We start from the raw sequence: 25814 nt of genomic DNA on the forward strand, positions 1-25814 counted from the left end.
TGCCGAGGTGGTGCCGTGATTCGGGCTTGTCAACGGATCTCGATAGGCTGAGCAGCGAAACGATGCCGGGGGCAGGCGCGGCGCCGTACGCAAGGAGGATCTCGACAGATGTCAGGCAACACGGACCCGCTGTCGCCGCGGGCCAAGCTGGCCGTGACGGCGGGCAAGGCGGCCGCGGCGGTGTCCCGGGCAGCGGGCCGCGGCAGCGGATCGGTGATCGGCGGCAAGGTCGCGCTCAGGCTCGACCCCGAGCTGCTCGGACGGCTCGCCACGCACCTGGACGTGGTCCTCGTGTCGGCCACCAACGGCAAGACGACCACCACGCGTCTGATCGCCGAGGCGCTGCGGGCCAGCGGCCCGGTCGTCTCGAACGCGCTCGGTGCGAACATGCCCGCCGGAATCACCTCGGCGCTCGCCGGCGGATCCGACGCGAAGTACGGCGTGATCGAGGTCGACGAGAAGTACCTCGCGGGCGTCGCCCGCGACGTCTCCCCGAAGGTGATCGCGCTGCTCAACCTCTCGCGCGACCAGCTGGACCGCGCCGGAGAGACCCGCATGCTCGCCGAGAAGTGGCGCGAGGGCCTGTCCGGTTCCAAGGCCGTGATCATCGCCAACGCCGACGACCCGCTGGTCGTCTGGGCGTCCTCCTCCTCGCCGAACGTGGTGTGGGTGGCGGCGGGCCAGGAGTGGAAGGACGACGCCTGGTCGTGCCCGTCCTGCGGCGGCGTCATGCAGCGCCCCGGGGACGACTGGTTCTGCGGCGAGTGCGGATTCCGCCGCCCGGCGCCCAGCTGGGTCCTCTCCGGCGACCACGTCCTGGACCCGCACGGCTCCGCGTGGCCGATCCACCTGCAGCTGCCGGGCCGGGCGAACAAGGCCAACGCCGCCTCGTCGGCCGCCGTGGCCGCCGTCTTCGGAGTGCCGCCGCAGGTGGCCCTCGAGCGCATGTACCAGGTGCAGGCGGTCGCCGGACGCTATGACGTCGTGCAGTTCCAGGGCCGTGACCTGCGGCTGCTCCTCGCGAAGAACCCCGCGGGCTGGCTCGAAACGTTTTCGCTGATCGACCCGCCGCCGACCCCGGTGATCCTCGCCGTGAACGCGCGCGGCGCGGACGGCACGGACACCTCCTGGCTCTGGGACGTCGACTACACCCGCCTCGCCGGTCACCCGATCTTCGTGCTCGGCGACCGCAAGCTGGACCTCGCCGTGCGCCTCGAGGTCGCGGGCCTGGACTTCCGGGTCTGCGAGACCGTCGACGAGGCGGTGCAGCTCGCCCCGCCGGGACGCATCGAGACGATCGCGAACTACACCGCGTTCCAGGACCTTCGCCGCCGCGTCGGCAACTGACCCGCCCGGATAAGGACATGAGCATGAGCGACAACAGCCTGCGGCTGGTGTGGGTCTACCCCGACCTGCTGAGCACGTACGGAGACCAGGGCAACGCCCTGGTGGTGGAGCGCCGCGCGCGTCAGCGCGGTCTCCAGGTCGAGCGCTACGACGTGCGCAGCGACCAGCCGGTGCCCACCTCCGGCGACATCTACCTGATCGGTGGCGGCGAGGACCGCCCCCAGCGTCTCGCCGCCGAGCGGCTGCGCCGCGACGGCGGCCTGGCGCGCGCGGTGGGCAACGGCGCGATCGTCTTCTCGGTCTGCGCCGGATACCAGATCCTCGGCAACGAGTTCATCAACGACCTCGGCCAGCGCGAGCCGGGTCTCGGCCTCCTCGACGTGGTCTCCACCCGCGGCGAGGGCGACCGGTGCGTCGGCGACGTGCTCGGCGACATCGACCCGCAGCTCGGCCTGCCGCCGCTGACCGGCTTCGAGAACCACCAGGGCATCACGCACGTCGGCCCGGCCGCGCGCCCCTTCGCCCGGGTCACCCTCGGCCGCGGCAACGGCACGGGCGACGGCACCGAAGGCGCGTACAACGGCACGGTCTTCGGGACGTACATGCACGGCCCCGTCCTCGCCCGCAACCCGCTCATCGCGGACCTGCTCCTGAAGCTGGCCCTCGATGTGAACGCGCTGCCGCCGACGGACGACCGCTGGTACGAGGCGCTGCGCACCGAGCGCATCAACGCCGCCCAGCAGCCCGCGTAACACCCCGCAACGAGGGCCCGCTTGACGCCCCGCCCGCACATGTGAGCGGGGGCGTCCAGCCCTCGGACGCCAGGTGCGGCCCCGCCCCCCGGCGCCTATAGGGTGGCGGGGATCCAGCCGGACGACGTGGTCCGGTCATCGACCCACGTTGCAAAGGTATTCCGGGCAATGCGCATTGGTGTCCTGACCTCCGGCGGCGACTGCCCCGGCCTGAACGCCGTCATCCGCTCCGTCGTGCACCGCGCGGTGGTGGACCACGGCGACGAGGTCATCGGCTTCCACGACGGCTGGAAAGGCCTCCTGGAATGCGACTACCGCAAGCTCGACCTCGACGCGGTGGGCGGCATCCTCGCCCGCGGCGGCACGATCCTCGGCTCCTCCCGCGTCCAGCCCGCGAACCTGCGGGACGGCGTCGAGCGCGCCAAGGGGCACGTCGCCGACCTCGGCCTCGACGCGATCATCCCGATCGGCGGTGAGGGCACCCTCAAGGCGGCCCGGCTCCTCTCGGACGCGGGCCTGCCCATCGTCGGCGTCCCCAAGACCATCGACAACGACATCGCCGTCACGGACGTCACCTTCGGCTTCGACACGGCCGTCGGCGTCGCGACCGAGGCCCTCGACCGCCTCAAGACCACCGCGGAGTCGCACCAGCGCGTGCTCATCGTCGAGGTGATGGGCCGGCACACCGGCTGGATCGCCCTGCACTCGGGCATGGCCGCGGGCGCGCACGCCATCGTCGTACCGGAACGCCCCTTCGACATCGAAGAGCTGGCCCAGAAGGTGGGGGAACGCTTCTCCGCGGGCAAGAAGTTCGCGATCGTCGTGGCCGCCGAGGGCGCCAAGCCCCGAGCGGGCTCCATGGAGTACGACGAGGGCGGCAAGGACGTCTACGGCCACGAGCGGTTCGCAGGCATCGCCCGGCAGCTCTCCCTCGAACTGGAGCAGCGCCTCGGCAAGGAGGCCCGCCCGGTCATCCTCGGCCACGTCCAGCGCGGCGGCACCCCGACCGCGTACGACCGCGTGCTCGCGACCCGCTTCGGCTGGCACGCCGTGGAGGCCGTGCACCGCGGCGAGTTCGGCAGGATGACGGCGCTGCGCGGCACGGACATCACGATGGTGCCGCTGGCCGAGGCCGTCGAGACGCTGAAGACCGTGCCCGAGGAGCGGTACGCCGAAGCGGAGTGCGTTCTTTAGGACCCCGAGTCCTGTTGCTCGTTGTACTACTTGCCCCCGGTCGCGTCAGCGGCCGGGGGCAGTTCTACTCTGGTGCCGACACACCTCGCACAATCCGCACGAATCAGGAGCCATTGGATGGATCACAGCGGGCACGGCATGAACATGGATCTGCCGCCGTTCACGCTGGGGAGAGGCCTCGAGCTGTCGGCCGACCCCTTCTTCCTCATCGGCTGCCTGGTGGCCCTCGCCCTGTACGGGTGGGGCGTGGCGCGGCTGGTGCGACGCGGTGACAAGTGGCCGGTGGGCCGCACGATCTCGTTCGTGCTCGGCGTCCTGACCGTGCTCCTCGTGATGTGCACCAAGCTCAACGACTACGGCATGGTCATGTTCAGCGTGCACATGGTGCAGCACATGGTGATCAGCATGCTGTCGCCGATCCTGCTGCTGCTCGGTGCGCCGATCACGCTGGCGCTGCGTGCGCTGCCGACGGCGGGGCGCGGCCGCAAGGGCCCGCGCGAGTGGCTCCTCTGGCTGCTGCACAGCCGCTACATCAAGATCATCACGCATCCCGCGTTCACGATCCCGCTGTTCATCGCGAGCCTGTACGCGCTCTACTTCACGCCGCTCTTCGACACGCTGATGGGCTCCAAGGCGGGCCACATCGGGATGATGGTCCACTTCCTCGCCGTCGGCCTGGTCTTCTTCTGGCCGATCATGGGCGTCGACCCGGGGCCGCACCGGCCCGGTTACATCTTCCGGATGCTGGAGCTGTTCGCGGGCATGCCGTTCCACGCGTTCTTCGGCATCGCCCTGATGATGGCGACCGAGCCGATGATCGGTACGTACATGCACCCGCCCGCCTCGCTCGGCATCGACGCGCTCTCCGATCAGGAGGCGGCGGGCGGCATCGCCTGGGCCTTCAGCGAGATCCCGTCCGTCGTGGTCCTGGTGGCCCTGCTCTTCCAATGGCGCAAGTCCGAGGACCGCGAGGCCCGGCGCAAGGACCGCGCCGCCGACCGGGACGGCGACAAGGACCTCGAGGCGTACAACGCCTATCTGGCCTCACTGGCCGCACGCGGACGCTAGCGCAGGAGGGGCCTCCCGGGTGACGATGGTCTTCGGACCGCGGTCTGGGCGCATCGGCGCCGCAGGCTGCCGGGAGGAGGCTGAGCTATGCCAGGTTCCACGAAGACCATGGGTGGGTTCACCATCGGCGGTCTCGTCATGGTGACGGCCTATACGGTGGCGCTCGGAAGCAACGGCTGGTTGTGGTTCGGCTGGGTCGTGCTCGGTCTGATCACGCTGGCGATGGTGCTGTCGCGCACCGCATGACCGCGGTGCCGCTCGACCGTGATCCGCTCGGCGCGGCGTCGCGCGACCGGCGTCGGCGCGGCTCAGAAGCGGAACACGTAGCCGGTGTCCGCGTCCATGGTGCAGGCGTTCGGGTACGTCTTGTGCCAGCTGATCGCCCGGCCCTCGTACGACCCGGTCACCGTCGCCGTGACCGGGTCGAACTCCTTCGTGCACGCGTGCGGGTCGTCGGGCAGCGCGTTGAAGTCCCCGCCCGCCTGAGCGATCGCCTCGCAGGCCTTGGCCGCCTGCGGGTGGGCCCCCGACGGTTCGGGCGCGCAGCGCAGCAGCACCCCGCGGATCCAGGTGTTGTCGGCGCCCGACACGGTGAGGAAGAGCCCGCCCTTCGGGTCCTTCGGAGTGGGGGCCGGGTCCGCCGCATGGGCGGGCGTGAGCCCCCCGAGAGCGATGAGGGCGGCGGCAGCGACGGGGAGCGAGCGCATGGAAGACCTCCGGGATACGCGCCGGATGTACCGACGGCGGTGACGTTCCGTGGCGTCGCAGGACGCCGGGGAGAGGCCAGGGCACCCTTCGGCCGGGACGTCCGTCGAGCCGCCACGCCGGTCGTTCGCCCGTCCGGCGCCGCGCAAGGGCCCGAACGGGCTCTCGCTTCCACGCCGTCGATTGGCTACTGTGCGTCGGCACCGGGATCCGGGGGAAGGCGGCCGCCATGTTCTACCTACTGCTCAAGCACGTGATCCTCGGCCCGCTGCTCCGGCTGATGTTCCGGCCCAGAATCGAGGGCCTGGAACATGTGCCGGACGCCGGCGCGGCCATCGTCGCGGGGAACCACCTGTCGTTCTCCGACCACTTCCTGATGCCCGCGATCATCAAGCGCCGCATCACGTTCCTCGCGAAGGCCGAGTACTTCACGGGCCCCGGCATCAAGGGCCGCCTGACGGCCGCGTTCTTCCGCAGCGCGGGGCAGATCCCGGTGGACCGCTCCGGCAAGGAGGCGGGGCAGGCCGCGATCCGCGAGGGCCTCGGCGTGCTGCGCAAGGGCGAGCTGCTCGGCATCTATCCGGAGGGCACCCGCTCGCACGACGGAAGGCTCTACAAGGGCAAGGTCGGCGTCGCGGCGATGGCGCTCAAGGCCCAGGTTCCGGTGGTCCCGTGCGCCATGATCGGCACCTTCGAGGCGCAGCCGCCCGGCCAGAAGGTCCCGAACTTCAAGCGGGTGACGATCCGCTTCGGCAAGCCCCTCGACTTCTCGCGGTACGTCGGCATGGAGAACGAGAAGGCCGTGCTCCGGGCCGTCACCGACGAGATCATGTACGCGATCCTCGGACTCTCCGGACAGGAGTACGTCGACAAGTACGCGGCCGTCGTGAAGGCGGAGGAGGCCGAGGAAGCGGAGCGCGAGCGCTTGGCGGCCGGGGGCAAGGAGCCGCGCAAGTTCCCGCGGATGCCGCTGAGCTGACGGCGCATGTGGCTGGACCGACGTCCGGTACGGGGTGCGCCACCGCGGCGACGCACCCCTCCCCCGGCGGCTAGCCGAAGAACACCGAATGCGGGACCGTGGCACCGCCGTAGGCACCACCGCTGTTCGGCGCCAGCGTGTCCTGCGGCAAGGTGCAGCCCTCGTCCCTGTAGAGCGTCGCCACGGTATTCGTGAAGTTGTCGACGACACCACCGCCGCCCGGCATCACGAGGCACTCGTCGTCCGGCGGGTTCTCCATCACCATCCGGAAGCCGGTGTCGGCCCGGTTGTAGGCGAAGGTGCCCGATGCGGCCTGGGCGCTGGTCGAAAGCCCTGTCACCAGCACGGCCGCGGATGCGGCCACCACGGCTGTCCTGGCCAGTCGTTTCCACTCGTACATGGGAGACCCCTGTTCTGAAGCGGACGATGTCCGCTTCAGAACAGCAGGAACGCCCGGGGCACGCCGCCCCTCGATCAGGAAGACACCCGAAAGGAGAGGCGGCGCGGCGTGCGCTCCGGGGGCACGCGACTCACGAGCGGCACCATCGGCACGACGGCCGACCGGATGCGCCGGGAGCCCCCTGCGGCTACGGCTTGGGCGTGGCCGCTACGGCTTGGGCGTGGCGTGGGGGCCGCACGTCACGTCGGAGGCGTCCACCTTGCCGGTCAACAGATAGGTGTCGACGCGGTCGTTGAGGCACGGGTTGGCGAGGTTGGTGATGCCGTGCGAACCGGCGTCCTTCTCCGTGACCAGGCGCGAGCCCTTGAGGCGCTTGTGCAGCTCTACGGCGCCGGGGTACGGCGTGGCCGCGTCACGCGTGGACTGCATGATCAGCGTCTTCGGCAGGCCCTTGTGCGTGCGGACCTCGATCGGGCGCTGCTGCTTGCTGGACCAGGTGGCGCAGGGCAGGTTCATCCAGGCGTTGCCCCAGGTCATGAAGGGGCTGGTCTTGTGGATGCGGGTGTTGTCGCGGTCCCACTTCTTCCAGCTGCGCGGCCACTTGGCGTCGGCGCACTCGACCGCGGTGTAGACCGCGTTGCCGTTCTCGCTGGCGATGTTGCCCGCGGTGTCGGACAGGTCGGGGCCCGCCGCCTCGACGAGGGGCTTCGGGTCACCGGCGACGTACTTGCTCCAGTTCGTCGCGATCTCGACCCAGGAGGAGTCGTAGTACGGCGCGTTCTGGAAGTAGCCCTGCAGCTCGGCCGGGCCGACGACGCCGTCCAGGGGCTGCTTCTTCGCGGTGGCGCGCAGCTTGTCCCACTGGGCGCGGACCTTGTCGTAGGTGTCGCCGAGGTGGAAGGCGGGGTCGTTCTTCGCGACCCACGTCATCCAGTCGATGAGGCGCTTCTCGAACGCCACGTCCTGGTCGAGGTTGACCTCGTACCAGATCTTGTCCGTGCTCGGGTTGACCACGGAGTCGAAGATCATGCGGCGCACATGCGCCGGGAAGAGGGTGCTGTAGACCGCGCCCAGGTAGGTGCCGTAGGAGACGCCGAGGAAGTTCAGCTTCTTCTCGCCGAGCGCGGCGCGGATGACGTCCAGGTCGCGGGCGGTGTTGGGCGTCGTCATGTGCGGCAGGAGGTCGCCGCTGCGCTCCTGGCAGCCATCGGCGTACTCGGCGGCGAGCTTGCGCTGGGCGCGCTTGTCGGCCTCGCTGTCGGGGACCGGGTCCAGCTTGGGCGCCTTCACGAACTCCTGCGGGTCGACGCAGGAGATCGGCGCGGAGTGCCCGACACCGCGCGGGTCGAAGCCCACGAAGTCGTACGCCTTCGCGGTCTTCTCCCACAGCTTGCTCTTGGTGGTGACGCGGCGCGGGAAGCGCATGCCGGAGCCGCCGGGGCCGCCCGGGTTGTAGACGAGGGAACCCTGCCGCTCGTCCTTGCTCCCGGTGCTGCCGATGCGGTCGACGGCGAGCTTGATCTTCTTGCCGTTCGGCTTGGCGTAGTCGACCGGGACGGTGACCCAGCCGCACTGGATGGGCTTCTCCAGCCCCCAGTCGGCGGGGCAGTCCTGCCAGTCGATCCCGGCCTTCGCGGCGCGCTGCGCGGCGAGTTCGGCGCCACGGGCCTCGCGGTCCTTGCCGGAGCGGGCCGCGTCGGCCTTCGCCGCCGAGGCCACGTCGGCGTTCGCCGTCGGGGCAGCGACGGCGCCCGCTATCAGTGTCGCCGCGACAAGCGCGCCCGCGGATCCGAACACCGCCGTCCGCCGTCTGGTCCCTGCTGACCTTCTCAAGTGGGGCCTCCCGCACATCGATTCGAGCAGATTCGATCAGTACGGGGGATCCTTGCGCCTGTGAGGTGGCTGAGAACAGATGTGGCGGGCGTTCTTTGCCAATCCGATAAACGGGGCGGGTTGTACCGGTGAACGGTTTCGGCACGTCAGCCTGGACTTGCGGAGGGGCCCCGAGCGAGGGGAGCCAAGTAGGGAGGCTGGCTACCGGCAGCCCTCGGGCAGCGCGGCGCCGTTGTCGCGCAGATGGCCGAGTGCGGCCGCGAAGGAGTAGCAGTCGAACAGTGCTGAGTGTTCTTGTCCGGCAGCGGGCTTGGGCAGGCCCAGTACGTTCCACAGGCGGCCGACGTTCGCCTGCGCCGTGGCCGGTGCCACGGTGTTCAGCCAGGGGCGGATGTTGACGAAGGCCGCGTCGAGGAAGCTGTTCTTGATCTGTTCGCCGCGGGCGCGCGCCCAGCCGACGTTCTCGCCGAGCACCACCATGTCGTTGCCGTAGGACAGGACGGTCTGGCCCCGGCAGAAACCGAGGAAGTCCCCCAGGGCCTCCGCGGCAGGGAGTCCGTCGTGGTCGACGGCCTGCTGGCTGATGCCGGTGAGCTCGGTGAAGTACGAGGACAGCTCGGTGTTGACCGTGGGGCGCACGAGAGCCTCGTACTCCTCGATGACGGTGCAGTCGTCGCGCAGGCGCAACGCTCCGATCTGCACGATCTCGCGCAGCTGGCCGGGCGCTGACCAGTCCTGTTCCAGCGCCCGGGGCCACGAGGTGAATTCAAGGTCGAACACGACGAAGGTAGACATCCTGACACCCTGCCCGTCGCGGCCCCGGACAAGACGCCGGAGCACGGGATGTCCGGCAGCTGTTCACGGTACGTGTATCCGGCATTGGCCTGACGGCTGGGCCATCGCCCGAATCCCGAATGTCGTTGCGCGCGAAGAGCCCCTGAAGGTCACTCCGCTTGTCAGGCGCGGTCGTGGAGCGTGACCTGGTAGCCGTCGGGGTCGGCGAAGGTGAACGTCCGGCCGAACGGGCCGTCGATCGGCGCGGAGACGATGGTGTGACCGTCGGCGACGAGAGCGTCGTGGATGGCCTGGACGTCGGTGGCGTGCAGCCAGATCGCGGCACCGATGCCGGGCTGGGCGACGGATGCGAGATCGGTGCCGGGAATGACCTCGCGGAGTGCGAACGCGATCGGCTTCGTCTCGAAGACGACGGCGTGCGGAGGTCCGGCCTGCGAGCGGACGAGGCCGAGGTACTGCTCGTAGAACGCCCGCGAAGCGTCGAGGTCGCGCGCCTGGAGCGAGATGAAGTCGGGGCCGGTGACGGGCATGATGCTGCTCCTTCTCTCCGTGTCAGATTCCTGACACGCACCAACGTATGTCAGACTCCTGACATGAGTCAAAGCGGTGCTGGCGTCGACCTGGACAAATCACTGGGCTACCTGCTGAAGGAGGCTTCGAGCGCCCTGCGCGCAGCCATGGAGGAGGTGCTGCGGCCGCTTGGGATGAGCGTGACGCACTACTCCTGCCTCGAACTGCTGGCCCAACGGCCGGGCTTGTCGAACTCGGAGCTCGCGCGAGGCGCGTTCGTGACACGGCAGACGATGAACGTGCTGCTCCAGGCGCTGGAACGAGAGGGCTACGTGACCAGGCCCGCGGAGGCACCCGTCGGGAAGGTTCTTCCCACGAAGCTCACGGCCCGCGGCCGACGGAGCCTGGAGAAGGCGACCGTGGCGGTCCGGTCCGTCGAGGTCAGAATGCTGGCAGGGATGACCGAGACCGAGCAGTCAGGTGCGTTCCGGAGCCTGCAGAGCATGATTCATTCCCTGCGCGAAGGCGACAACGGCGCGTAAGCGGCATGCGACGGTGGCTGCATTCAGCTCACGAGATGGGCGGCGGTGCCGAGTCGTTGCAGGGCGCGGCGCTGTTCGTCGGTGAAACGTGTGGCGTGTGGGTGGTGGGTGGAGACGACGCCGATCAGAGTGCCGTCCGCGGCGGTGATGGGCAGGGAGACGCAGGCGCCGACGCCCGCTTCCTGCAGCACGTCCAGTGCCGGGGTGGCGTAGAAGAGTGCGCTGGCGGCCACGTCGTCGACGAGGACGGGCAGACGGTCCTGTGCGGCGACGGCGCAGGCGGTGTCCCGGTCGGCCACCGTCGCGAAGTAGGTCAGGAACGGTTGCTGGAAGCCGCGTTGGGCGACGATCTGCAGTGTGCCGTCCTGCGGCTGGTAGAGCTGGGCATTTCCCATCGGGGCGCCGGTGATGGTGAAGGCGGCGGACAAGGCGGCCGAGAGCACCGAGAGCCGCAGGAGCCGTTCATGCCGCGGCAGCGGCACCGTCGCCGACTCGCGGGCCATCCGCTCCCCTTCCGCGTCACCGCACAGCTGCAGCGCGCGCAGCACGCTGCTGTGGGCCCGCTGCAGCACGAGGCTGCCGCCTGCCGCTCTGGCCTGCCGGGCGGTGTGCAGCAGCAGCTCCACCCCCGCCGTCCCGCAGAACGTCACGCGGCTGGCATCCACCAGGACGCGGCCGCAAGGATGCTCGACAGCGCGCTGCAGCGCCTTGGCCAGGTCCGGCACGGAGGCGATGTCCAGCTCACCGGCGACACGGACGAGGACTCTGCCGTCCCCTTCGACGACGCTGACGGGCAGCGCCGATGACGTCTTTGACCACTGCACTGCGGTGTGGCTGGCGGCGCTGCTCATCGGCTGCATGCCCGCCCACGCTAGGACCACTGGCTGGCATGCCGGGCGTGCTTCCCGCAGCCGGTCGGCCTCGGCGCCGTATCGATCACAAACGTGCAGCGCGAGCGGGCGGATCGCCCGGCTGGCACGGCGCTGGGTCAACGCTGTCGTACGACTCTGCTCGCGGCTGTCTTCTGGAGCAATCCGTAGGCCAGCACGGGCAGCAGCAGATGGGGTTTGTCGGGCAGGGTGGTGGTGAGCAGGACCGCGCTCGCGCTGCTGTTGTTCATGCCGCAGGCGAGGGTGAGGGATGACGCCGCGGGGGCCTCCAGTCTCAGCAGGCGCGCGGCGCCGTGGCCGAGGGCGAAGGACAGCAGGCAGACGAGCGTGGCCACGGTCAGCGCGGCGGCGAGCAGCAGCGGGCGCGGGCGGGCGAGGAAGGTGCCCAGTGCGCCGCTGGCGTTGACGTAGGTCAGCAGGAGCGAGCCGGCCAGGGCGCAGGGACCGACGACGCCGAGTGCCCGGGTCAGCCACGGTTCGGGTAGTGCCAGGCGGAACAGGATGCCGGTCGCGCAGGGCAGGACCACGCCGACCAGGGCGAATCCGCCGTGGGTGGGGTGTCCGGCTCGGGTGAACACGTGCGCGTATTCGCCGCTGAGCAAGGGCTGCAGGGTGCTGATGAGCAGCGGGATGGTGAGGGGGCTGAGGAGCGTGGAGACGAGGACGAGCCCCACCATGGTCGGCTGGTCGCCGCCGTCCCCCTTGCCGGTCCATACGGTTGCTCCGGCGGCGACGGGCATGGCCACGATCAGGATCATCGCGGTGATCAGGCCGCTGCCGCCGTCGGCGTCGGGGGTCTGGTGCAGCAGGAAGGCGACGGCGGGGATGGCGAGGAGCGGGATGGCCAGGTGCAGGACGAGTCCGGCGAGCAGGGCGGTCGGGCGGCGGAGCAGGGCGCCGAGCGCGCGTACGGGCACCTGGAGTCCTGCGGAGAACAGGACTAGGGAGAGCAGGAGTTGGGCGGTGGGCAGGGGGAGGTCGCCCGGATCGCCGAGCGCCAGCGCGTGGGGTCGGCGCAGCCACAGTCCGGGGCCGGGCAGGAGGAGGGCGGCGGCGTAGGCGAGGACGATCGCGCGGCCGAGCCGGTGGCGCAGCCAGCTCATTGCACGGTCAGTCGGCGGGCGGCGGGCGGTAGGGGTGGTCACGGCGGCCTTCCTCCGTCACGGGCGTGGGAGCGGGAAGCAGCGCCGGTATGCGAGGGGCCGATGAGGGGTTCACGACGTCCATGCTGCTGGTCGAAGACGTGCGGTGTGCGCGGTGCCGCGCGGTGGTCAGGATGCGTTCAGGTTTCCGGTGGCACGGTCGTCCGCCATGACCCACGAAACGTCTGAGACATCCGCGGTCCCCGCGACCGGTGAGCCTTCCGTGTCCGCGCGGCACCGGCTGCGCTGGAACAAGGTGCCCGAGGTCACCGTCTACTTCTGGATCATCAAGGTGCTGTGCACGACGGTCGGCGAGACCGCGGCCGACCTGCTCAACGAGAAGGCGGGGCTCGGCCTGACCGGTGTGTCGGTGCTGATGAGCGCACTGTTGGCCGGGGTGCTGGTCGTGCAGTTCCGCACGCACGCGTACCGGGCGGGCGTGTACTGGCTCGCCGTGGCCCTGATCAGCGTCGTCGGCACGCTGATCAGCGACAACCTCACCGACAACATGGGGGTGCCACTGGAGACGAGCACGGCGGTGTTCGCGATCGCCCTCGCGGTGGTGTTCGTCGTCTGGTTCCGGCGGGAGCGGACGCTGTCCATCCACAGCATCGACACCACAGGACGGGAGTCCTTCTACTGGCTCGCGGTGCTGTTCACGTTCGCCCTGGGCACCGCGGCCGGGGACCTGGTCTCCGAGCGCATGGCCCTTGGCTACTGGCTCGCCGCCGTCCTGTTCGCGGTCGGCATCGCGGCGGTGGCCGTCGCGCACTTCGCACTGGGGCTCGACGCGGTGTGGAGCTTCTGGGTCGCGTACATCCTCACCCGGCCGCTCGGCGCTTCGATCGGCGACTACCTCTCCCAGCCGACCGGGGACGGCGGCCTGGGCCTGGGCACGGTGGTGACCAGCGTCCTGTTCCTGGCCGTCATCCTCGGCCTGGTCGTGTATCTGGCGGTGACACGCAAGGACGTCGCCGAGCCGGAGAGGGGGGCCGGGCTCCCGGCCTGACCTGCCGAACCGACCCGCGTTCAGGATGCGTTCAGGCTCTTGGCGCCAGGGTCGGTGTGCGCGGCCGCCGTCGGTGGGCGGTCCAGCATCCCTCAGGGTGCTCGTCCGGTTCGCGACGAGCACCCTGTCGTACGACTGGAGTGGAGAAGCTGAAGTGGAGAAGCCGGAAGTCCTCACCAATCCCGACGTGACGAGCAGGTCGGGTGCGTCGGGCCCGTCGGGTACGTCGAGTACCGCGAAGTCGGTGATGAAGAAGCTGCCCGAGGTCACGCTCACCTTCTGGATCATGAAGGTCGCCGCGACGACCCTGGGCGAAACGGCGGGCGATCTCTTCGCGCAGACCCTGAAGCTCGGCTACTTCCTCACCACGATCGCGCTGTTCCTCGTCTTCGTGGTGACGCTGGTGGTCCAGCTGCGGTCACGCCGTTACAACCCGTTCTTCTACTGGACCGTGATCCTGTCGACCAGCATGGCCGGTACCACGATGTCCGACTTCATGAACCGCGACGCCAGCGCCAAATACCTCGCGGGCAAAGCCACTTCGCTGGGCTGGGGGCCGCAGGGCCTCGGCCTCGGCTACCCCGTCGGGGCGGCGATCCTCATCTCGATCCTCCTGGCGATCTTCGTTGTCTGGAGGGCGCGCGGGATGACGTTCCAGATCCGCGACATCGTCACGTTCAAGGGCGAGGCCCTGTTCTGGTCGGCGATCCTCGTGTCCAACACGCTCGGCACCTCCATGGGTGACTTCCTGTCCGACAGCTCCGGCCTCGGCTTCGCGGGCGGGGCGCTTCTGGTGACCGGTCTGCTCGCGGTGCTCGTCGTGCTGATGAAGGCGCCCTTGGTGCCCAACGTGCTGCTGTTCTGGATCGCCTTCGTCCTCACCCGCCCGCTGGGCGCCACCGCGGGCGACTTCCTCACCAAGCCGGTCGCCAAGGGCGGGCTCGATCTCGGCACCGCGGGCTCGTCCGCCGTCCTGCTCGCCGTGCTGTTCGGGATGATGGCGTACGCCCAGGTGCGGGAGCGCCGGGCCTCAGCCGTCCCGGTCACCCGGCAGGCAGACTAACGGTGAAGGCGGCCCCGGGGGTGTGCCCGGGGTCGTGGGCCACTTCGCCGCCGACGGCGCGGGCCAGGCGTCGTGCGAGGGGCAGCCCCAGGCCCGCGCCGTCGTGTCCGTCGTCGGCGTCGGCGCGTCGGCCGGGCTGGAAGAGTTCGTCCACGAACGTCTGCGGCACTCCGGGGCCGTCGTCGACGACGTCGATGCGTACGGCTCCGGGGAGCTGCCGTGCGGACACGGTCACCTGGGAGCGGGCGTAGCGGACGGCGTTGGCGAGCAGGGGGCTGAGGATGCGTTCGAGGAGAGCAGGGGCAACTCCCGCCTCCAGCGTGGGTGTTGCCGGTTCCAGCACGGTTCTCACTCGGCCCGATGGGGCGAGGTTGTGGAGCAGGCGGTCGATGACGGGCACGACGTCGGTGGTGCCGGGGGCCGTTGCCGGGGTGAGGGCGTTCTCTCGCGCGTCGTCCAGGACGGTGTCGCAGATGGTGCGCATGGACCGGGCGGCCTCGACGATCACCTCCACGGTGGCTCGGGTCTCGGCGTCCGTACGGGGGCGGGAGCGCCACCAGTCGAGTTCCATGACGATCCGGGTGAGCGGCGTGCGCAGTTCGTGGGACAGCTCGCCCGTCAGCTGCTGTTCGTGGCGCAGCACGATGCGAATGCGGTCCAGGAGCGCATCCAACGAGGCGCCGAGGCGGGCCAGTTCGGCGGGGTGGTCTGCGGTGCCGAAGCGCTCGTCGGAGGCTACCGCGCTCCACTGGGTGGCCTGGTCCGTCATTGTCCGCACCGGGCGCAGCGCCCGGCCGACGGACAGCCGTGTCAGTGCGTACGTACAGCCGAGCATGATCACATCCAGGACGAGTGATCCAAGGAGCAGGGTGTCCGCCGAATTGCGGTACGGAGTCAGGTCCAGGGCGGTGACGACGGTGGCGGTGGCCCTGCGGCCGGTGAGGGGCCGCGAGCACAGCCGGATGGCGTGGACGGTGGCGCAGGCCCGCCCGTCCTGCGCCGCCAGCCCGTCGGCGGCCCGGGTGAGCGGGCTGTCGGCCGTGGCGGACGGCGGTTTCTCCAGTAGACGGGTTCCGGCGTAGATCCACACATTCGTGTCGAGCAGGCGGTCGTTGGCGGTCTCCAGGATGCGTACGCGAGGTCCGCTGGTGTCGACGGTCGTGGCCACCGCTGCCGCCCGGTCGCGCAGTCCGTGGTCCGCCTGGCGCCGCAGGTGCTCGTCCATCACGGCGTTGAACACCACGGTCAGCACCGTCATCAGCAGGGCGGCGGTGGCCAGCGCCACGAGGGAGAGGCGGCCGCGCAGGGTGCGCGGGGCAAAGCGGCGCGCGACGCTCCGGGTGCGGTTCACGACAGGCGGTGCCCGACCCCGCGCGCGGTGCCGATCGTCAGGGCACTGCCTGCCTCGCGCAGTTTGCGGCGCAACCGGCTCAGGTACTGGTCCAGGGTGTTGTCGCTGACCTGCGCGCCTTCGGGCCAGCCCGCCCGGACCAGGTCGCGGCGGCGCACGAGGTCGCCGTCCGCCGCGACGAGCGGGGCGAGGAGCCGGAACTCCGTCGGGGACAGCGGGACGCGGATGCCGTGCACGGTGGCGTGGTGGCCGATCGCGTCCAGGACCAGGTCACCGGTCGTGGCCGGGGAGCGGGGGCCTGCGCGTTTGAGTGCGGCGCGCAGCCTGGCGGCGAGTTCGGCGAGGTGGAAGGGCTTGGGCAGGTAGTCGTCGCCTCCGGCGGAGAAGCCTGCCAGCCGGTCGGTGAGGTGGTGACGGGCGGTCAGGAAGACGACCGGGGCGCGGAATCCGTTGGCGCGCAGCGCCTGGCACACGTCCCGGCCGTCCGCGTCGGGCAGCCCGACGTCCAGGACGAGTGCGGCGATGTCTGCGGTGGCCAACCGCAGGGCCGTAGCGCCGTCGGCGGCGGGAACGGGGTCGAAGTCCTCGTCCCGCAGGCCGCGGCGGAGCACGTCACGCAGGGCGTGATCGTCCTCCACCACCAGGATCTTGGGGCGCATGGTTCTCCATCGGCTGCGGGGCGGAGGCCGCCGTGCGAGTGAGGAAGGGAGCGGGCAACAGATGGGCGGCCGCGCACAGGTACGTCCCCAGCCAGCCGAGGGCGAACAGCCAACCGCCCAGGACATCGGTGAACCAGTGCACGCCGAGGAAGACCCGGGTCAGTCCGACCAGCAGGGCCCAGCAACCCACGGCGATCCGGAGCGAAGTGCCGCCGCGTGGGCGGCGCAGAGTGAGCGCGGCGATCAGCAGACCGGCGGTCAGGGCAGCCGTGGTGGTGTGCCCGGACGGGAAGGACCAGCCGCTCGCGTGCGCCGTCCAGTCGCCCCGCGGCGGCCTCGCGCGGTGCGCGTACTCCATCACGGCGTACCGCAGTGCTTGTCCCGAGCCTAGGCAGGCGAGCGCGATGACGGCGGCGAGCAGCCGGTGCCGCACCGTGCGTCCCGCCACGATCCCGGCCAGGACGACGAGTATGTACGGAACCACGCCGGTACCGGAGGCCGTCACGCCGCGCGCCACGGTCACGGCCACCTCCGGGCGGTGGCCGACCGACCGGGCGAGGAAACCGTCGTCCAGCCACAGTGGTGAACCGGCCCGGCCGACTACGACCAGGGCCAGGACCCCGAACGCCGCCCACGCACCCAGCGCGACGCTGACGAGCAGATCCGCGGCGTCCCTCCGATCCACGGGATCGACGCGGTTCATGAGGCCGTGAGCAGCAGACGCAGCGGAGCTGCCGCCGTCATCCGCCGGGCCAGTGCCGAGGACCGACGCCCCACCACAAGCATCGAGGCGAGGGCGACGAGCGCGCCCACGAGCAGCCCGGCCAGGACGTCGTGCGGATAGTGCACGCCGACCCAGACCCGCGAGGCCGCCATGGCGACCGCCGCCACACAGGCCACTGCGCCCAGGCACCGCGAGACGATCAGCAGCGCCACGGCCACCGCCGCGGCGATGGCCGCGTGATTGCTGGGGAAGGACAAGTCGCCGGGCGCCGGGCACGCCTCCAGGGTCCGCACCTGAAGGCTCTGGCACGGCCGGTCCTCCCGGACGATCAGCTTCAGGACGTCGTCCAGGACGAACGCCAGGGCCGCCACCATCGGAACAGCCAGTGCCGTCACCGCAGCTGCGGCGCCCACGCGCCGGGCCTGCCACCAGCCCAGGATCATGAGCAGTGCGAACACCGCGAGGCCGTACGCCGACCACACCGTCACCGCGGTGTCCAGCCAGCCCGGCGAGCGCTGCGCCAGGTCCGCCACGTCCCGGTAGCCGGAGCCGTCGATCGACGCCCCGTCGAACGCGAGGCTCATCCTCGGGCCTCCTTCTCCGTGCCGCGCCGGCGGCTGCGGTACAGCTCTGCGGCGAGCGGAAGCAGCGACACCGCCACGATCAGCGCGACCAGCGGCAGCAGATAGCGGTCCACGTTCGGGATCGAGGAGCCCAGCGCGTACCCCGCCAGGGTCAGGCCGACGCTCCACACCAGTCCGCCAGCCACCTGCCACCTGGTGAACACCCGGGCTGGCACCCCCAGCGCCCCGGCCATCGGATTGAGCACGGTCCGCACCACCGGCACGAACCTCGCCAGGACGATCGCCTTCGCGTGCCCGTAGCGCGCGAGCAGTTCCTCTGCTCGCTTCGCCCCCTCGCGCAGCCGCGCCGAACGGCCGCGGGCCAGCAGGGCTCCGCCTGCCCGGCGCCCGATCAGATAGCCGCACTGCGCCCCGGCCAGCGCGCCGAACGCCGCGGCGGCCAGCAGCGGCGCAAGCGACAGCCGGACGCCGTGCTGCCCGCCTCCTGTACACAGCAGGCCCGCCGTGAACAGCAGCGAGTCACCCGGCAGGAAGAAGCCGATCAGGAGGCCCGTCTCGGCGAACATCACCACGCCGACCCCCAGCACGCCGAAGGCGGCAAGGAGCGACTGGGCATTGAGCGGGTTCACCGCGAGCTGCGACGATAGAACCACGGGTGTGGTCATCGGCATGAGTCCCTTCCTTACGGACGACCGGAAGTGCGGCGCTCTCGCGCACAGCAACCGGCATGCGCAGCACCTGACTGACTACAAATCTGTAGACGGTCTACGTTACTGTAGACGCTGCGGAGGTGAGGATCGTTCCCATGAGCAGCGAGAAGGACGACCGGCGGTCGGCGGGCGAACTGGAGGCCGCGGTGATGGCCGCACTATGGGCGGCAGACGCCGCCCTCACGCCGTCCCAGGTCCAGGCCGAACTCGCCTCCGGGCTTGCCCGGACCACGGTGACGACGATCCTGTCCCGCCTGCACGAGAAGGGGTCGCTCCTGCGTGAGCGGCAGGGCCGCGGCTACGCCTACCGCCCCATACAGGACCCGCACGGCCTGACCGCCCTGCGCATGCACGGCGAACTCGACCGCGACAGCGACCGCGAGACGGTCCTCGCCCGCTTCGTCGCCCAACTCGACCCGGACGACGAGCAGGTCCTGCGCCGCCTCCTTGACGAGGGCTCATGACGCTCGCGGTGCTGCTGATCCCCCTGCTGCTGCCCTGTGTGGCGCCGCTGCTGACGTGCCGGATCCTGGGCCGCTGCTCGCCGGTGGCCGCCCTGTGGACGCTCACCGCCTCGGCGCTCCTCCTCGCGGCGGGCAGCGTCGCGGCACTCGGCACGCTGGCCCTGACCGGGCTGTTCAAGATCCCGGCCTTCGCTCCGCTGGGCGAGTTGGTGCACCCGCTGCGGACGCCCACCGTTCGGCTGGTCCTGCCGTTGGCCGCGCTCGCCGCCGGACTGCTCGTGCTCGCCGCGCTCACCCTCGGGCGCTCGGTCGTGCGGCAGACCACGGCTCTGCGTACCGCCCGGTCCCAAGCCGACCGCAGGCCCCCCGCGGGCGACCTGTGCGTCGTCGAGTCCCCGCACCCCGACGCGTATGCCCTGCCCGGCCGCCCGCACCGCATCGTCGTCACCACGGCCATGCTGCGCAGCCTCGACGCCCGCGAGCGCGAGGCGCTCTTCGCGCACGAGCGCGCCCACAACGCGGGCGGCCACCACTACTTCCTGGCCGCGGCCGAGCTTGCCGCCCACTGCCATCCGGCCCTGCGCCCGGTCCGCGAGACGATCCGGCTTGCCGCCGAGCGGGCCGCCGACGAGGCCGCCGCCACCGCCGTCGGCGACCGCCGCCTGACCGCGCGCGCCATCGCCCGCGCCGCCCTGGCCGCACACGCGAGCGACACCTCCCGGCTCGTGGTGACACCCGCGGCCACCACCGGCCCCGTGCCGCAGCGGGTGGCCGCCCTCCTTTCCCCCGCCACCCGGTCCTCGCGGGCCACATCCTGGATCGCCGCCCTGCTGGCCGTCTGCGCGCTGGCGTCCTGCGCCACTGCGGCAACCGTCGCGCTCAGCGTTCACCAGGACATCGAGGTCGCCCAGGGCGAGGCCGGCCGCTGAGCAGCCGCCGTCACCGGGGCGTGCCGGTTGGACCGGGTTCTTCGTCACGGTGGACACCGGCGGGGACCAGCAGCGTGAAGGTGGCGGGAGCGGCGCGCGTGGCCGACAGCCTGCCGCCCAGCCTCGTCGCCAGGTCGCGGGCCAGGGCCAGGCCGATCCCGCTGCCGCCGCCCGCGCTGCGGCCCCGCTCGAAGAGTTGCGCCGGGTCTTCGGACACCCGGCCCTCGTCGGTGACGTCGAAGGCCAGGGCGTCACCGAGGTCGCGGACCGTGAGCCGGACGGTGCCGCGCCCGTGCACGCGGGCGTTGTCGAGCAGGACGCCCAGGATCTCCGCCACCGGGCCGCCCGGGATGCGTACGTCGCCGGTGTCCTGGCCGCCGGTGAGCTCCAGCCGTCTGCCGTGCCGGGCGAACAGGCCGTGCCACCGCTCTTCCGTCTCCCGCAACAGGCGTGCCACCGGCCGGTCGGGCGAGGGAGCCCGGGTCATGCCATCAGCGCGGGCGAGACGCAGAAGTTCCTCGACCGTGTGGTTCAGGCGGTGGGTGGCGGCGAGCGCTTCCTGTAGGGCCGGGCCGACGTCGTCCTGGGCGAGCCCGGCCTCCAGGGTCAGCTGGAGTCCGGTGAGCGGGGTGCGCAGCTGGTGCGAGGCGTTGGCGGTGAAGTCGCGCTCGCGGCGCAGGAGTTCGGACAGGTGGTGCAGCATGGCGTTGTGGGTGTGGGACACCTGGTCGATCTCCGCGATGCCGCCGACCGCCGCTCGCGCGTTCAGATCGCCGTCCGCGACGGCCCGGCAGTGGCGGGAAAGGTCCTCCAGCGGGGCGGCCAGTGCCCGGGCCTGACGGCGGGCGACGACCACCGCGACGGCCAACGCGATCACGGTCACGCCCAGCAGGGCGGCCCACGCGGCGAGAACCCGGTCGCGTACGGCGTCGTCGGGGGAGGATGCGCGGACCACGCCGATCACCTGCTCGGCGCGGGCGACCGGCACGGCGGCCACCAGTTCACCGTCCGGCTGTCCCCTGGTCACCTCTCCGCCGAAGGCACGGCGGACGGGTGCGTCCCCTTTCTCGGGGCCGCTGCCCGCCCGGAGCCGCTGGTGCGGGTCGTACAGGCCAACGCGCCCTCCGGCGGGCGCGGGCGGCAGCTCCGCCGGGTCACCGGTGACATAGTCCGGGCTCACTCTGACGGCCGCGGCGAGCCCCGCGCGTTCCAGGGTGTCGCGCTGAGCGGCGTACAGGGAGGACCTGATGGCCAGGGCCAGCGGGACGGCGAGGAGGACGACGGCGACCAGGGCGGCAGTCAGGGCGACTCGCACCACACGCTGTCTCATGTCCTCATCATGCGGCGGCCCGTCCGCAGGTGGGGAGCGAGCCGCACGGTTTTGCCGTCGTCTAACCCTCGGCGGGCCGGGCGTTAACCGGCCGCTCCCTAGCGTGGACGCCATGACCGTTAGGTCCGCGGAACTCCTTGGAGGGCAGTGGTGATGGCAGCACACGCACGGACATCCGCGGTCGTCGTCGGACTGACGCTCGTCACGGCGGTGGCAGCGGGCTGTTCCGGTTCCGGCTCGCACTCCGGTACGGGTTCGACGGCGTCATCACCGGCCACCTCCTCGGAGCACTCTGGAAACGGGCAGGGCAACGCGGCCCCCGCCGAGTCCAATCCGCCCGGCGACATCCCCGACAACCAGGCGTACGTCGCCTACCGGCCGACCGGCGGCTCCTTCACCGGCTTCACCGTGAAGGTGCCCGAGGGCTGGGCCCGCACCGAGCCGGGGAACAGCACGGTATTCACGGACAAGCTGAACACCGTGCGGATCACGGCGGTCTCCGCGTCCGCCGCCCCCACCGTCGGCTCGGTCACCACCAAGGTCGTCCCGCAACTGCGCTCCCAAGTAACGAAGTTCGCCGCCTCGAAGGTCTCGGAAGTGACCCGGCACGCGGGCCGGGTCGTCCGGATCACCTACCAGGGGGACGCGGCGAAGGACCCGGTCACCGGCAAGGTGGTGCGCGACGCCTTCGAGCGGTACGCCTACTACCGGTCCGGCCACGAGGTCGAACTGACCCTGTCCGGGCCGGTCAAGGCCGACAACGTCGACCCGTGGCGCATCGTCAGCGACTCCTTCACCTGGCGGTGACCACCGTGGAGCCCGAGACGGTTCTCGCCGCCCGTGAGCTGTACCGCTTCTACCGTGCGGGCGAGGAGGAGACCCTGGCCCTGCGCGGGGTGTCGCTGCGGGTGCGGCAGGGCGAGACGGTGGCGGTCGTGGGGCCCTCGGGGTCCGGCAAGTCGACCCTCCTTGCGTGTCTGGCGGGGCTGGACGAGCCGTCCGGCGGCGAGGTCCGCGTGGGCGGCGTTCGGATCAGCCACCGGCCCGAGACCGAGCGGGCCCGGCTGCGTGCCCGGCACATCGGCGTGCTGCTGCAGTCCCGCAATCTCCTGCCCCAGCTGAGCGTGCGCGACAACGTCCGCCTGCCCCAACGGGCCGTCGGCAAAAGGCCCGTCGCCTCGGCCGGGGAACTGCTCGCCCAGGTGGGGCTCGGCGAACGGACGCACGCGCTGCCCCGGCAGCTGTCCGGTGGAGAGCTGGCGCGGGCCGGTCTCGCCGTCGCGCTGGCCAACGCGCCCGAAGTCCTGCTGGCCGACGAGCCGACCGGCGAACTGGACGGGGAGACGGAGCACTTGGTCCTGGTGATGCTGCGGGAGCGAGCCGCGCGGGGATGCGCGGTGCTGATCGTGACGCACAGCGTCGAGGTCGTCCGCAACGCCGACCGTGTGATCGAACTGGCGGACGGCGGGGCCGCCGAGGCCACCCGCCCCGCATCGCAGCAGGGGGTACCCGATGTCACGCGCTGACGTGCTCGTGGCCTGCGCAGATGCGGCTCTCACCTTCGGTCGGGGCGCGCAGGCGGTCGTGGCCGTGCACGGCGCCGACCTGGAGATCGGCCCGGGCGACCGGCTCACCGTCGTCGGCCCCTCCGGCTCGGGCAAGAGCTCGCTGCTGCACCTGCTGGCCGGGCTCGAACAGCCCACCAGCGGCACGGTGCGGCGGGCCGCCTCCCTTGGCCCGTACGACATCGGCCTGGTCTTCCAGGGCGACAGCCTGATCCCGGCGCTCAACGTGGTCGAGAACACCGCACTCCCGCTGGTCCTCGCCGGTCGGCCGGAAGGCGAGGCCGGGCAGGCCGCGCTCGCGGCACTCGCGCTGGTCGGCGCGGCCGATCTGGCGGAGCGGCTGCCCGAGGAGATCTCCGGCGGGCAGGCCCAGCGGGTGGGCGCCGCCCGGGTCCTCGCCCTCTCGCCGCGCCTGATCCTCGCCGACGAGCCGACCGGCCGCCTCGACCACACCACCGGAACCCGCGTCCTGGACGCCCTGCTCACGGCCGCCGACCACACCGGCGCCGCCCTCGTCGTCACCACCCACGACCCGGCCGTCGCCGCCCGGCTCACCATCCGGCGCACCATGCGCGACGGGCGGCTGCTCGCACCGGAGGCAGTGTCATGATCACCTCGTGGGTGGCCGCTCTGGCCCGCCGCCGCACCGGACGCCTGCTGGCCGCGTCGGCGGGCATCGCCCTCGCGGTCGCCCTCGTCGCCGCGCTGGGCTCCTTCCTCACCGCGTCGAAAGCGACCATGACCCAGCGCGCGGTGCGCTCGGTCGCGGTCGACTGGCAGGTCCAGGTACAGCCCGGCGCCGACCCGAACAAGGTGCAGTCCCTCATCCGCACGACGCCGGACACGCGTGCCGCCCTGCCCGTCGGCTACGCCCGCACCACCGGCTTCACCACCCGCGTCCAGGGCAGCACCCAGACCACAGGACCCGGCATGGCCCTCGGCATGCCCGACGGCTACCGCCGTCTGTTCCCCGACACGATCCGCACCCTCTCCGGCTCCCCGAACGGGGTCCTGCTGGCCCAGCAGACCGCCGCCAACCTGCACGCCGCCCCCGGCGATACCATCGCCATCCAGCTCCCCGGCACCAGCAGGCCGAGGCAGGTAAGGGTGGACGGCGTCATCGACCTGCCCCAGGCCGACTCCCTGTTCCAGACCGTCGGCGCGCCCAGCCAGTCCCAGCCGACCGCGCCCCCGGACAACGTCGTCCTGCTGCCCGCCGCCCGCTTCGCCGCGCTCACCCGGGGCGCCACCGCCGTCACCACCCAGATCCACGCGGCCCGCGACGCCGCACGCCTGCCCTCCGACCCGGCCGCCGCCTTCACCGCCGTCACCCGCGCCGCACACAATCTGGAGGCCCGCTCCGCAGGCGGCGCCCTTGTCGGCGACAACGTCGGCTCCGCCCTCGACTCCGCCCGCCAGGACGCCTCGTACGCCCAGATCCTCTTCCTCTTCCTCGGCGTGCCCGGCGCCGTCCTTGCCGCCGCATTGACCGCGGCGGTCGCCTCCGCAGGCGGCGAGCGGCGCCGCCAGGAGCAGGGCCTGCTGCGGCTGCGCGGCCTGCGCCCCCGCCAGATCACCACGCTCGCGGGAGTGGAAGCAGCCCTCATCGGCCTCCTCGGCGGCCTGGCCGGACTGGGCATCGCCGCACTGACCGGCCGCCTCGCCTTCGGCGCCGCATCCTTCGGCGCGGGCGCGGGCACCTGGACCGCCAGGTACGGGATCGCCTTCGCGCTCGGCACCGCCGTCGCCGCCGCGGCCGTTCTCGTCCCCGCCCTGCGCGACCTGCGCACCGTGACCGTCACCGAGACCCGCAAGGAGCCCGGCGCCCGCGGCACCCGCAGCCCCTGGTGGATGCGGTACGGCCTGGACTTCGCCCTCCTGGTCGGCTCCTGGCTGGTCTTCCGCGCCTCCTCCGGCAACCAGTACGCCCTCGTCCTCGCCCCGGAGGGCGTGCCCAGCCTCTCCGTGTCGTACTGGGCCTTCCTCGGCCCCGCCCTCCTGTGGACCGGCGCCGCCCTGCTGCTGTGGCGCCTCACCCTCCTCGCCCTCACCCACGGCCGCCGCGCCTTGGCCCGCCTCGCCCGCCCGCTCGCCGCGACCCTCGCCACAACCACCGCCGCCACCCTCTCCCGGCGCCGCCGCCCGCTGGCCCGCTCGGTGGTGCTGCTCGCCCTCGCCGTGTCCTTCGCGCTCTCCACCGCCGTCTTCAACGCCACCTACAAGCAGCAGGCCGAGGTCGACGCCCGCCTGACCAACGGCGCCGACGTCACCGTCACCGAACCGCCCGGCGCCCGCGTACCCCCCGGTGCAGGGTCCGGGCTGAGGACCTCGGGCGTACGGCACGTCGAACCGCTCCAGCACCGCTTCGCCTACGTCGGCTCCGACCTCCAGGACCTGTACGGCGTCCGCCCCGCCACCATCGCGCAGGCCACCTCCCTCCAGGACGCCTACTTCGCCGGTGGCACCACCCACCAGCTCCTGCGCAAACTGGCCCAGCGCCAGGACAACCTGCTGGTCAGCGTCGAGACCGTCAACGACTTCCAGCTCACCCCCGGCGACAGGGTCGACCTGCGCATCCAGGACGCCCGCACCAAGGCCCTGCGCACGGTGCCCTTCCACTACGCCGGCATCGCCAAGGAGTTCCCCACCGCCCCCAAGGACAGCTTCTTCGTCGCCAACGCCTCCTACATCGCCAAGACCACCGGCAGCGACGCGGTGGGCGCCTTCCTCCTCGACACCGGCGGCACCCACCAGAAGCAGATCGCCGCCCGGCTGCACCGGCACCTGGGCACCAGCGCCGCCGTCACCGACCTCACCCAGACCCGCGGCACTATCGGCACCAGCCTGACCTCCGTCGACCTCGCCGGACTCACCCGCATCGAACTCGCCTTCGCCGTCCTGCTGGCCGCCGGAGCCGGTGGACTCGTCCTTGCCCTCGGGCTCGCCGAACGCCGCCGCACCTTCGCCATCGCCACCGTCCTCGGCGCGCGGGCCCGCCAGCTGCGGGGCATGGTCCTCACCGAGGCCCTCCTGCTGGCCGCGACCGGCCTGGCCGGAGGCTCAGCGATCGGCTGGGCCTTGTCGCAGATGCTGGTCAAGGTCCTGACAGGCGTCTTCGACCCACCGCCCGCGAACCTGTCCGTCCCCGGCATCTACCTGGCGCTCACGGCGACCGCCGCCCTGCTCGCCGTACTGGCCGCGGCCCTGAACGGCATCCGTGGGGCCCGACGCCCCGCCGTCGAGGAGCTCCGCGACCTGTGAGCCACGGA

The 25814-nt window shown here is 71.6% G+C and carries 28 protein-coding genes; 15 read left to right on the forward strand and 13 right to left on the reverse strand.

Features of this window, described 5'->3' with window-relative positions:
- The first annotated feature begins 108 nt into the window (after window positions 1-108).
- The 5 genes from ABZV77_RS39660 to ABZV77_RS39680 all read left to right on the forward strand — a co-directional run bounded on the left by ABZV77_RS39660 (window position 109) and on the right by ABZV77_RS39680 (window position 4607).
- Window positions 109-1347, forward strand: a complete 1239-nt coding sequence (locus tag ABZV77_RS39660; protein WP_356267725.1) for a MurT ligase domain-containing protein — start codon at window positions 109-111, stop codon at window positions 1345-1347.
- Between the two features lie 23 nt (window positions 1348-1370).
- The gene (locus tag ABZV77_RS39665; RefSeq protein WP_055568086.1) at window positions 1371-2099 is read left to right on the forward strand and encodes a glutamine amidotransferase; all 729 of its coding nucleotides are present in this window, start codon (window positions 1371-1373) and stop codon (window positions 2097-2099) included.
- Between the two features lie 168 nt (window positions 2100-2267).
- Entirely contained in the window at window positions 2268-3293 is a 1026-nt protein-coding gene (locus ABZV77_RS39670; protein ID WP_356267727.1) for a 6-phosphofructokinase, read from the forward strand.
- Between the two features lie 117 nt (window positions 3294-3410).
- Window positions 3411-4361 carry a cytochrome c oxidase assembly protein gene (locus ABZV77_RS39675; RefSeq protein ID WP_356267729.1) on the forward strand — a complete coding sequence of 317 codons (951 nt, stop codon included), beginning with the start codon at window positions 3411-3413 and terminating at the stop codon, window positions 4359-4361.
- An 87-nt stretch (window positions 4362-4448) separates the two neighbouring features.
- Window positions 4449-4607 carry a hypothetical protein gene (locus ABZV77_RS39680; protein ID WP_107098122.1) on the forward strand — a complete coding sequence of 53 codons (159 nt, stop codon included), beginning with the start codon at window positions 4449-4451 and terminating at the stop codon, window positions 4605-4607.
- 62 nt (window positions 4608-4669) lie between these two features.
- Here the strand turns inward: ABZV77_RS39680 and ABZV77_RS39685 are convergent, their stop codons facing one another.
- The gene (locus tag ABZV77_RS39685) at window positions 4670-5068 is read right to left on the reverse strand and encodes an SSI family serine proteinase inhibitor (protein ID WP_356267731.1); all 399 of its coding nucleotides are present in this window, start codon (window positions 5066-5068) and stop codon (window positions 4670-4672) included.
- Window positions 5069-5295: 227 nt separating this feature from the next.
- Here ABZV77_RS39685 and ABZV77_RS39690 point away from each other — a divergent pair, with 227 nt between their 5' ends.
- Window positions 5296-6045, forward strand: a complete 750-nt coding sequence (locus ABZV77_RS39690; protein WP_356267733.1) for a lysophospholipid acyltransferase family protein — start codon at window positions 5296-5298, stop codon at window positions 6043-6045.
- Window positions 6046-6115: 70 nt separating this feature from the next.
- On the opposite strand, the gene ABZV77_RS39695 is transcribed toward ABZV77_RS39690, so the two are convergent.
- The 4 genes from ABZV77_RS39695 to ABZV77_RS39710 all read right to left on the reverse strand — a co-directional run bounded on the left by ABZV77_RS39695 (window position 6116) and on the right by ABZV77_RS39710 (window position 9603).
- Window positions 6116-6445, reverse strand: coding sequence for a hypothetical protein (locus tag ABZV77_RS39695; protein ID WP_356267735.1), 330 nt, complete (start codon window positions 6443-6445; stop codon window positions 6116-6118).
- 207 nt (window positions 6446-6652) lie between these two features.
- Complete coding sequence (locus ABZV77_RS39700; protein ID WP_356267737.1) at window positions 6653-8296, reverse strand: alpha/beta hydrolase; 1644 nt, start codon at window positions 8294-8296, stop codon at window positions 6653-6655.
- A 183-nt stretch (window positions 8297-8479) separates the two neighbouring features.
- The gene (locus tag ABZV77_RS39705) at window positions 8480-9073 is read right to left on the reverse strand and encodes a 3'-5' exonuclease (protein ID WP_356267739.1); all 594 of its coding nucleotides are present in this window, start codon (window positions 9071-9073) and stop codon (window positions 8480-8482) included.
- Window positions 9074-9234: 161 nt separating this feature from the next.
- The gene (locus ABZV77_RS39710; protein ID WP_356267741.1) at window positions 9235-9603 is read right to left on the reverse strand and encodes a VOC family protein; all 369 of its coding nucleotides are present in this window, start codon (window positions 9601-9603) and stop codon (window positions 9235-9237) included.
- Window positions 9604-9666: 63 nt separating this feature from the next.
- Between ABZV77_RS39710 and ABZV77_RS39715 the strand changes: the two genes are divergently transcribed.
- Complete coding sequence (locus ABZV77_RS39715) at window positions 9667-10125, forward strand: MarR family transcriptional regulator (protein WP_356267743.1); 459 nt, start codon at window positions 9667-9669, stop codon at window positions 10123-10125.
- A gap of 23 nt (window positions 10126-10148) precedes the next feature.
- On the opposite strand, the gene ABZV77_RS39720 is transcribed toward ABZV77_RS39715, so the two are convergent.
- Window positions 10149-10985 carry an STAS domain-containing protein gene (locus ABZV77_RS39720; protein ID WP_356267745.1) on the reverse strand — a complete coding sequence of 279 codons (837 nt, stop codon included), beginning with the start codon at window positions 10983-10985 and terminating at the stop codon, window positions 10149-10151.
- Between the two features lie 128 nt (window positions 10986-11113).
- Complete coding sequence (locus tag ABZV77_RS39725) at window positions 11114-12118, reverse strand: bile acid:sodium symporter (RefSeq protein ID WP_356267806.1); 1005 nt, start codon at window positions 12116-12118, stop codon at window positions 11114-11116.
- A 208-nt stretch (window positions 12119-12326) separates the two neighbouring features.
- Here ABZV77_RS39725 and ABZV77_RS39730 point away from each other — a divergent pair, with 208 nt between their 5' ends.
- Together ABZV77_RS39730 and ABZV77_RS39735 are read left to right on the forward strand one after the other, a co-directional pair.
- Window positions 12327-13166 carry a hypothetical protein gene (locus tag ABZV77_RS39730; RefSeq protein ID WP_356267747.1) on the forward strand — a complete coding sequence of 280 codons (840 nt, stop codon included), beginning with the start codon at window positions 12327-12329 and terminating at the stop codon, window positions 13164-13166.
- Between the two features lie 154 nt (window positions 13167-13320).
- Window positions 13321-14229 (forward strand): hypothetical protein, encoded by a 909-nt coding sequence (locus tag ABZV77_RS39735; protein ID WP_356267749.1) that lies wholly within the window; start codon window positions 13321-13323, stop codon window positions 14227-14229.
- Here ABZV77_RS39735 and ABZV77_RS39740 read toward each other — a convergent pair.
- Genes ABZV77_RS39740 through ABZV77_RS39760 form a run of 5 tightly spaced genes read right to left on the reverse strand, consistent with a single transcriptional unit; the run spans window position 14210 to window position 18212 of the window.
- The gene (locus ABZV77_RS39740; protein ID WP_356267751.1) at window positions 14210-15580 is read right to left on the reverse strand and encodes a HAMP domain-containing sensor histidine kinase; all 1371 of its coding nucleotides are present in this window, start codon (window positions 15578-15580) and stop codon (window positions 14210-14212) included. The genes ABZV77_RS39735 and ABZV77_RS39740 overlap by 20 nt on opposite strands.
- Entirely contained in the window at window positions 15577-16239 is a 663-nt protein-coding gene (locus ABZV77_RS39745; protein ID WP_356267753.1) for a response regulator transcription factor, read from the reverse strand. Before ABZV77_RS39745 ends, ABZV77_RS39740 begins: the two co-directional genes overlap by 4 nt.
- Window positions 16193-16924, reverse strand: a complete 732-nt coding sequence (locus ABZV77_RS39750) for a phosphatase PAP2 family protein (protein ID WP_356267808.1) — start codon at window positions 16922-16924, stop codon at window positions 16193-16195. Before ABZV77_RS39750 ends, ABZV77_RS39745 begins: the two co-directional genes overlap by 47 nt.
- A 14-nt stretch (window positions 16925-16938) precedes the next feature.
- Window positions 16939-17547 (reverse strand): phosphatase PAP2 family protein, encoded by a 609-nt coding sequence (locus ABZV77_RS39755; protein WP_356267755.1) that lies wholly within the window; start codon window positions 17545-17547, stop codon window positions 16939-16941.
- Window positions 17544-18212 (reverse strand): DedA family protein, encoded by a 669-nt coding sequence (locus ABZV77_RS39760; protein ID WP_356267810.1) that lies wholly within the window; start codon window positions 18210-18212, stop codon window positions 17544-17546. Before ABZV77_RS39760 ends, ABZV77_RS39755 begins: the two co-directional genes overlap by 4 nt.
- Before the next feature lie 140 nt (window positions 18213-18352).
- On the opposite strand from ABZV77_RS39760, the gene ABZV77_RS39765 reads away from it, so the two are divergent.
- Window positions 18353-18721: a BlaI/MecI/CopY family transcriptional regulator gene (locus tag ABZV77_RS39765; RefSeq protein WP_356267757.1), complete on the forward strand. Its 369-nt coding sequence runs from the start codon at window positions 18353-18355 to the stop codon at window positions 18719-18721.
- Window positions 18718-19650 carry a M48 family metalloprotease gene (locus ABZV77_RS39770; RefSeq protein WP_356267759.1) on the forward strand — a complete coding sequence of 311 codons (933 nt, stop codon included), beginning with the start codon at window positions 18718-18720 and terminating at the stop codon, window positions 19648-19650. The genes ABZV77_RS39765 and ABZV77_RS39770 overlap by 4 nt, the downstream gene beginning before the upstream one ends.
- Before the next feature lie 10 nt (window positions 19651-19660).
- Here the strand turns inward: ABZV77_RS39770 and ABZV77_RS39775 are convergent, their stop codons facing one another.
- A complete protein-coding gene (locus tag ABZV77_RS39775) occupies window positions 19661-20980 on the reverse strand; it encodes a HAMP domain-containing sensor histidine kinase (RefSeq protein ID WP_356267761.1) in 1320 nt (439 codons plus the stop codon).
- A gap of 153 nt (window positions 20981-21133) precedes the next feature.
- On the opposite strand from ABZV77_RS39775, the gene ABZV77_RS39780 reads away from it, so the two are divergent.
- Genes ABZV77_RS39780 through ABZV77_RS39795 form a run of 4 tightly spaced genes read left to right on the forward strand, consistent with a single transcriptional unit; the run spans window position 21134 to window position 25806 of the window.
- A complete protein-coding gene (locus ABZV77_RS39780; protein WP_356267763.1) occupies window positions 21134-21787 on the forward strand; it encodes a hypothetical protein in 654 nt (217 codons plus the stop codon).
- Entirely contained in the window at window positions 21784-22506 is a 723-nt protein-coding gene (locus tag ABZV77_RS39785) for an ABC transporter ATP-binding protein (RefSeq protein ID WP_356267812.1), read from the forward strand. Before ABZV77_RS39780 ends, ABZV77_RS39785 begins: the two co-directional genes overlap by 4 nt.
- Window positions 22493-23155, forward strand: coding sequence for an ABC transporter ATP-binding protein (locus tag ABZV77_RS39790; RefSeq protein ID WP_356267765.1), 663 nt, complete (start codon window positions 22493-22495; stop codon window positions 23153-23155). Before ABZV77_RS39785 ends, ABZV77_RS39790 begins: the two co-directional genes overlap by 14 nt.
- Window positions 23152-25806: an FtsX-like permease family protein gene (locus ABZV77_RS39795; RefSeq protein WP_356267767.1), complete on the forward strand. Its 2655-nt coding sequence runs from the start codon at window positions 23152-23154 to the stop codon at window positions 25804-25806. The genes ABZV77_RS39790 and ABZV77_RS39795 overlap by 4 nt, the downstream gene beginning before the upstream one ends.
- The last annotated feature ends 8 nt before the right edge of the window (window positions 25807-25814 follow it).

Source organism: Streptomyces sp. NPDC004732, from assembly GCF_040609235.1.
Classification (GTDB): Bacteria; Actinomycetota; Actinomycetes; order Streptomycetales; family Streptomycetaceae; genus Streptomyces.

Coding starts and splice junctions, on each gene's coding strand:
- ABZV77_RS39665 (WP_055568086.1), top strand. CDS start 1,371: ATGAGCGACAACAGCCTGCGGCTGGTGTGGGTCTACCCCGACCTGCTG.
- ABZV77_RS39765 (WP_356267757.1), top strand. CDS start 18,353: ATGAGCAGCGAGAAGGACGACCGGCGGTCGGCGGGCGAACTGGAGGCC.
- ABZV77_RS39745 (WP_356267753.1), bottom strand. CDS start 16,239: ATGCGCCCCAAGATCCTGGTGGTGGAGGACGATCACGCCCTGCGTGAC.
- ABZV77_RS39790 (WP_356267765.1), top strand. CDS start 22,493: ATGTCACGCGCTGACGTGCTCGTGGCCTGCGCAGATGCGGCTCTCACC.
- ABZV77_RS39720 (WP_356267745.1), bottom strand. CDS start 10,985: ATGCAGCCGATGAGCAGCGCCGCCAGCCACACCGCAGTGCAGTGGTCA.
- ABZV77_RS39715 (WP_356267743.1), top strand. CDS start 9,667: ATGAGTCAAAGCGGTGCTGGCGTCGACCTGGACAAATCACTGGGCTAC.
- ABZV77_RS39675 (WP_356267729.1), top strand. CDS start 3,411: ATGGATCACAGCGGGCACGGCATGAACATGGATCTGCCGCCGTTCACG.
- ABZV77_RS39695 (WP_356267735.1), bottom strand. CDS start 6,445: ATGTACGAGTGGAAACGACTGGCCAGGACAGCCGTGGTGGCCGCATCC.
- ABZV77_RS39755 (WP_356267755.1), bottom strand. CDS start 17,547: ATGAGCCTCGCGTTCGACGGGGCGTCGATCGACGGCTCCGGCTACCGG.
- ABZV77_RS39690 (WP_356267733.1), top strand. CDS start 5,296: ATGTTCTACCTACTGCTCAAGCACGTGATCCTCGGCCCGCTGCTCCGG.
- ABZV77_RS39725 (WP_356267806.1), bottom strand. CDS start 12,118: ATGAGCTGGCTGCGCCACCGGCTCGGCCGCGCGATCGTCCTCGCCTAC.
- ABZV77_RS39660 (WP_356267725.1), top strand. CDS start 109: ATGTCAGGCAACACGGACCCGCTGTCGCCGCGGGCCAAGCTGGCCGTG.
- ABZV77_RS39685 (WP_356267731.1), bottom strand. CDS start 5,068: ATGCGCTCGCTCCCCGTCGCTGCCGCCGCCCTCATCGCTCTCGGGGGG.
- ABZV77_RS39670 (WP_356267727.1), top strand. CDS start 2,268: ATGCGCATTGGTGTCCTGACCTCCGGCGGCGACTGCCCCGGCCTGAAC.
- ABZV77_RS39795 (WP_356267767.1), top strand. CDS start 23,152: ATGATCACCTCGTGGGTGGCCGCTCTGGCCCGCCGCCGCACCGGACGC.
- ABZV77_RS39705 (WP_356267739.1), bottom strand. CDS start 9,073: ATGTCTACCTTCGTCGTGTTCGACCTTGAATTCACCTCGTGGCCCCGG.
- ABZV77_RS39680 (WP_107098122.1), top strand. CDS start 4,449: ATGCCAGGTTCCACGAAGACCATGGGTGGGTTCACCATCGGCGGTCTC.
- ABZV77_RS39760 (WP_356267810.1), bottom strand. CDS start 18,212: ATGACCACACCCGTGGTTCTATCGTCGCAGCTCGCGGTGAACCCGCTC.
- ABZV77_RS39770 (WP_356267759.1), top strand. CDS start 18,718: ATGACGCTCGCGGTGCTGCTGATCCCCCTGCTGCTGCCCTGTGTGGCG.
- ABZV77_RS39780 (WP_356267763.1), top strand. CDS start 21,134: ATGGCAGCACACGCACGGACATCCGCGGTCGTCGTCGGACTGACGCTC.
- ABZV77_RS39700 (WP_356267737.1), bottom strand. CDS start 8,296: ATGTGCGGGAGGCCCCACTTGAGAAGGTCAGCAGGGACCAGACGGCGG.
- ABZV77_RS39730 (WP_356267747.1), top strand. CDS start 12,327: ATGACCCACGAAACGTCTGAGACATCCGCGGTCCCCGCGACCGGTGAG.
- ABZV77_RS39710 (WP_356267741.1), bottom strand. CDS start 9,603: ATGCCCGTCACCGGCCCCGACTTCATCTCGCTCCAGGCGCGCGACCTC.
- ABZV77_RS39775 (WP_356267761.1), bottom strand. CDS start 20,980: ATGAGACAGCGTGTGGTGCGAGTCGCCCTGACTGCCGCCCTGGTCGCC.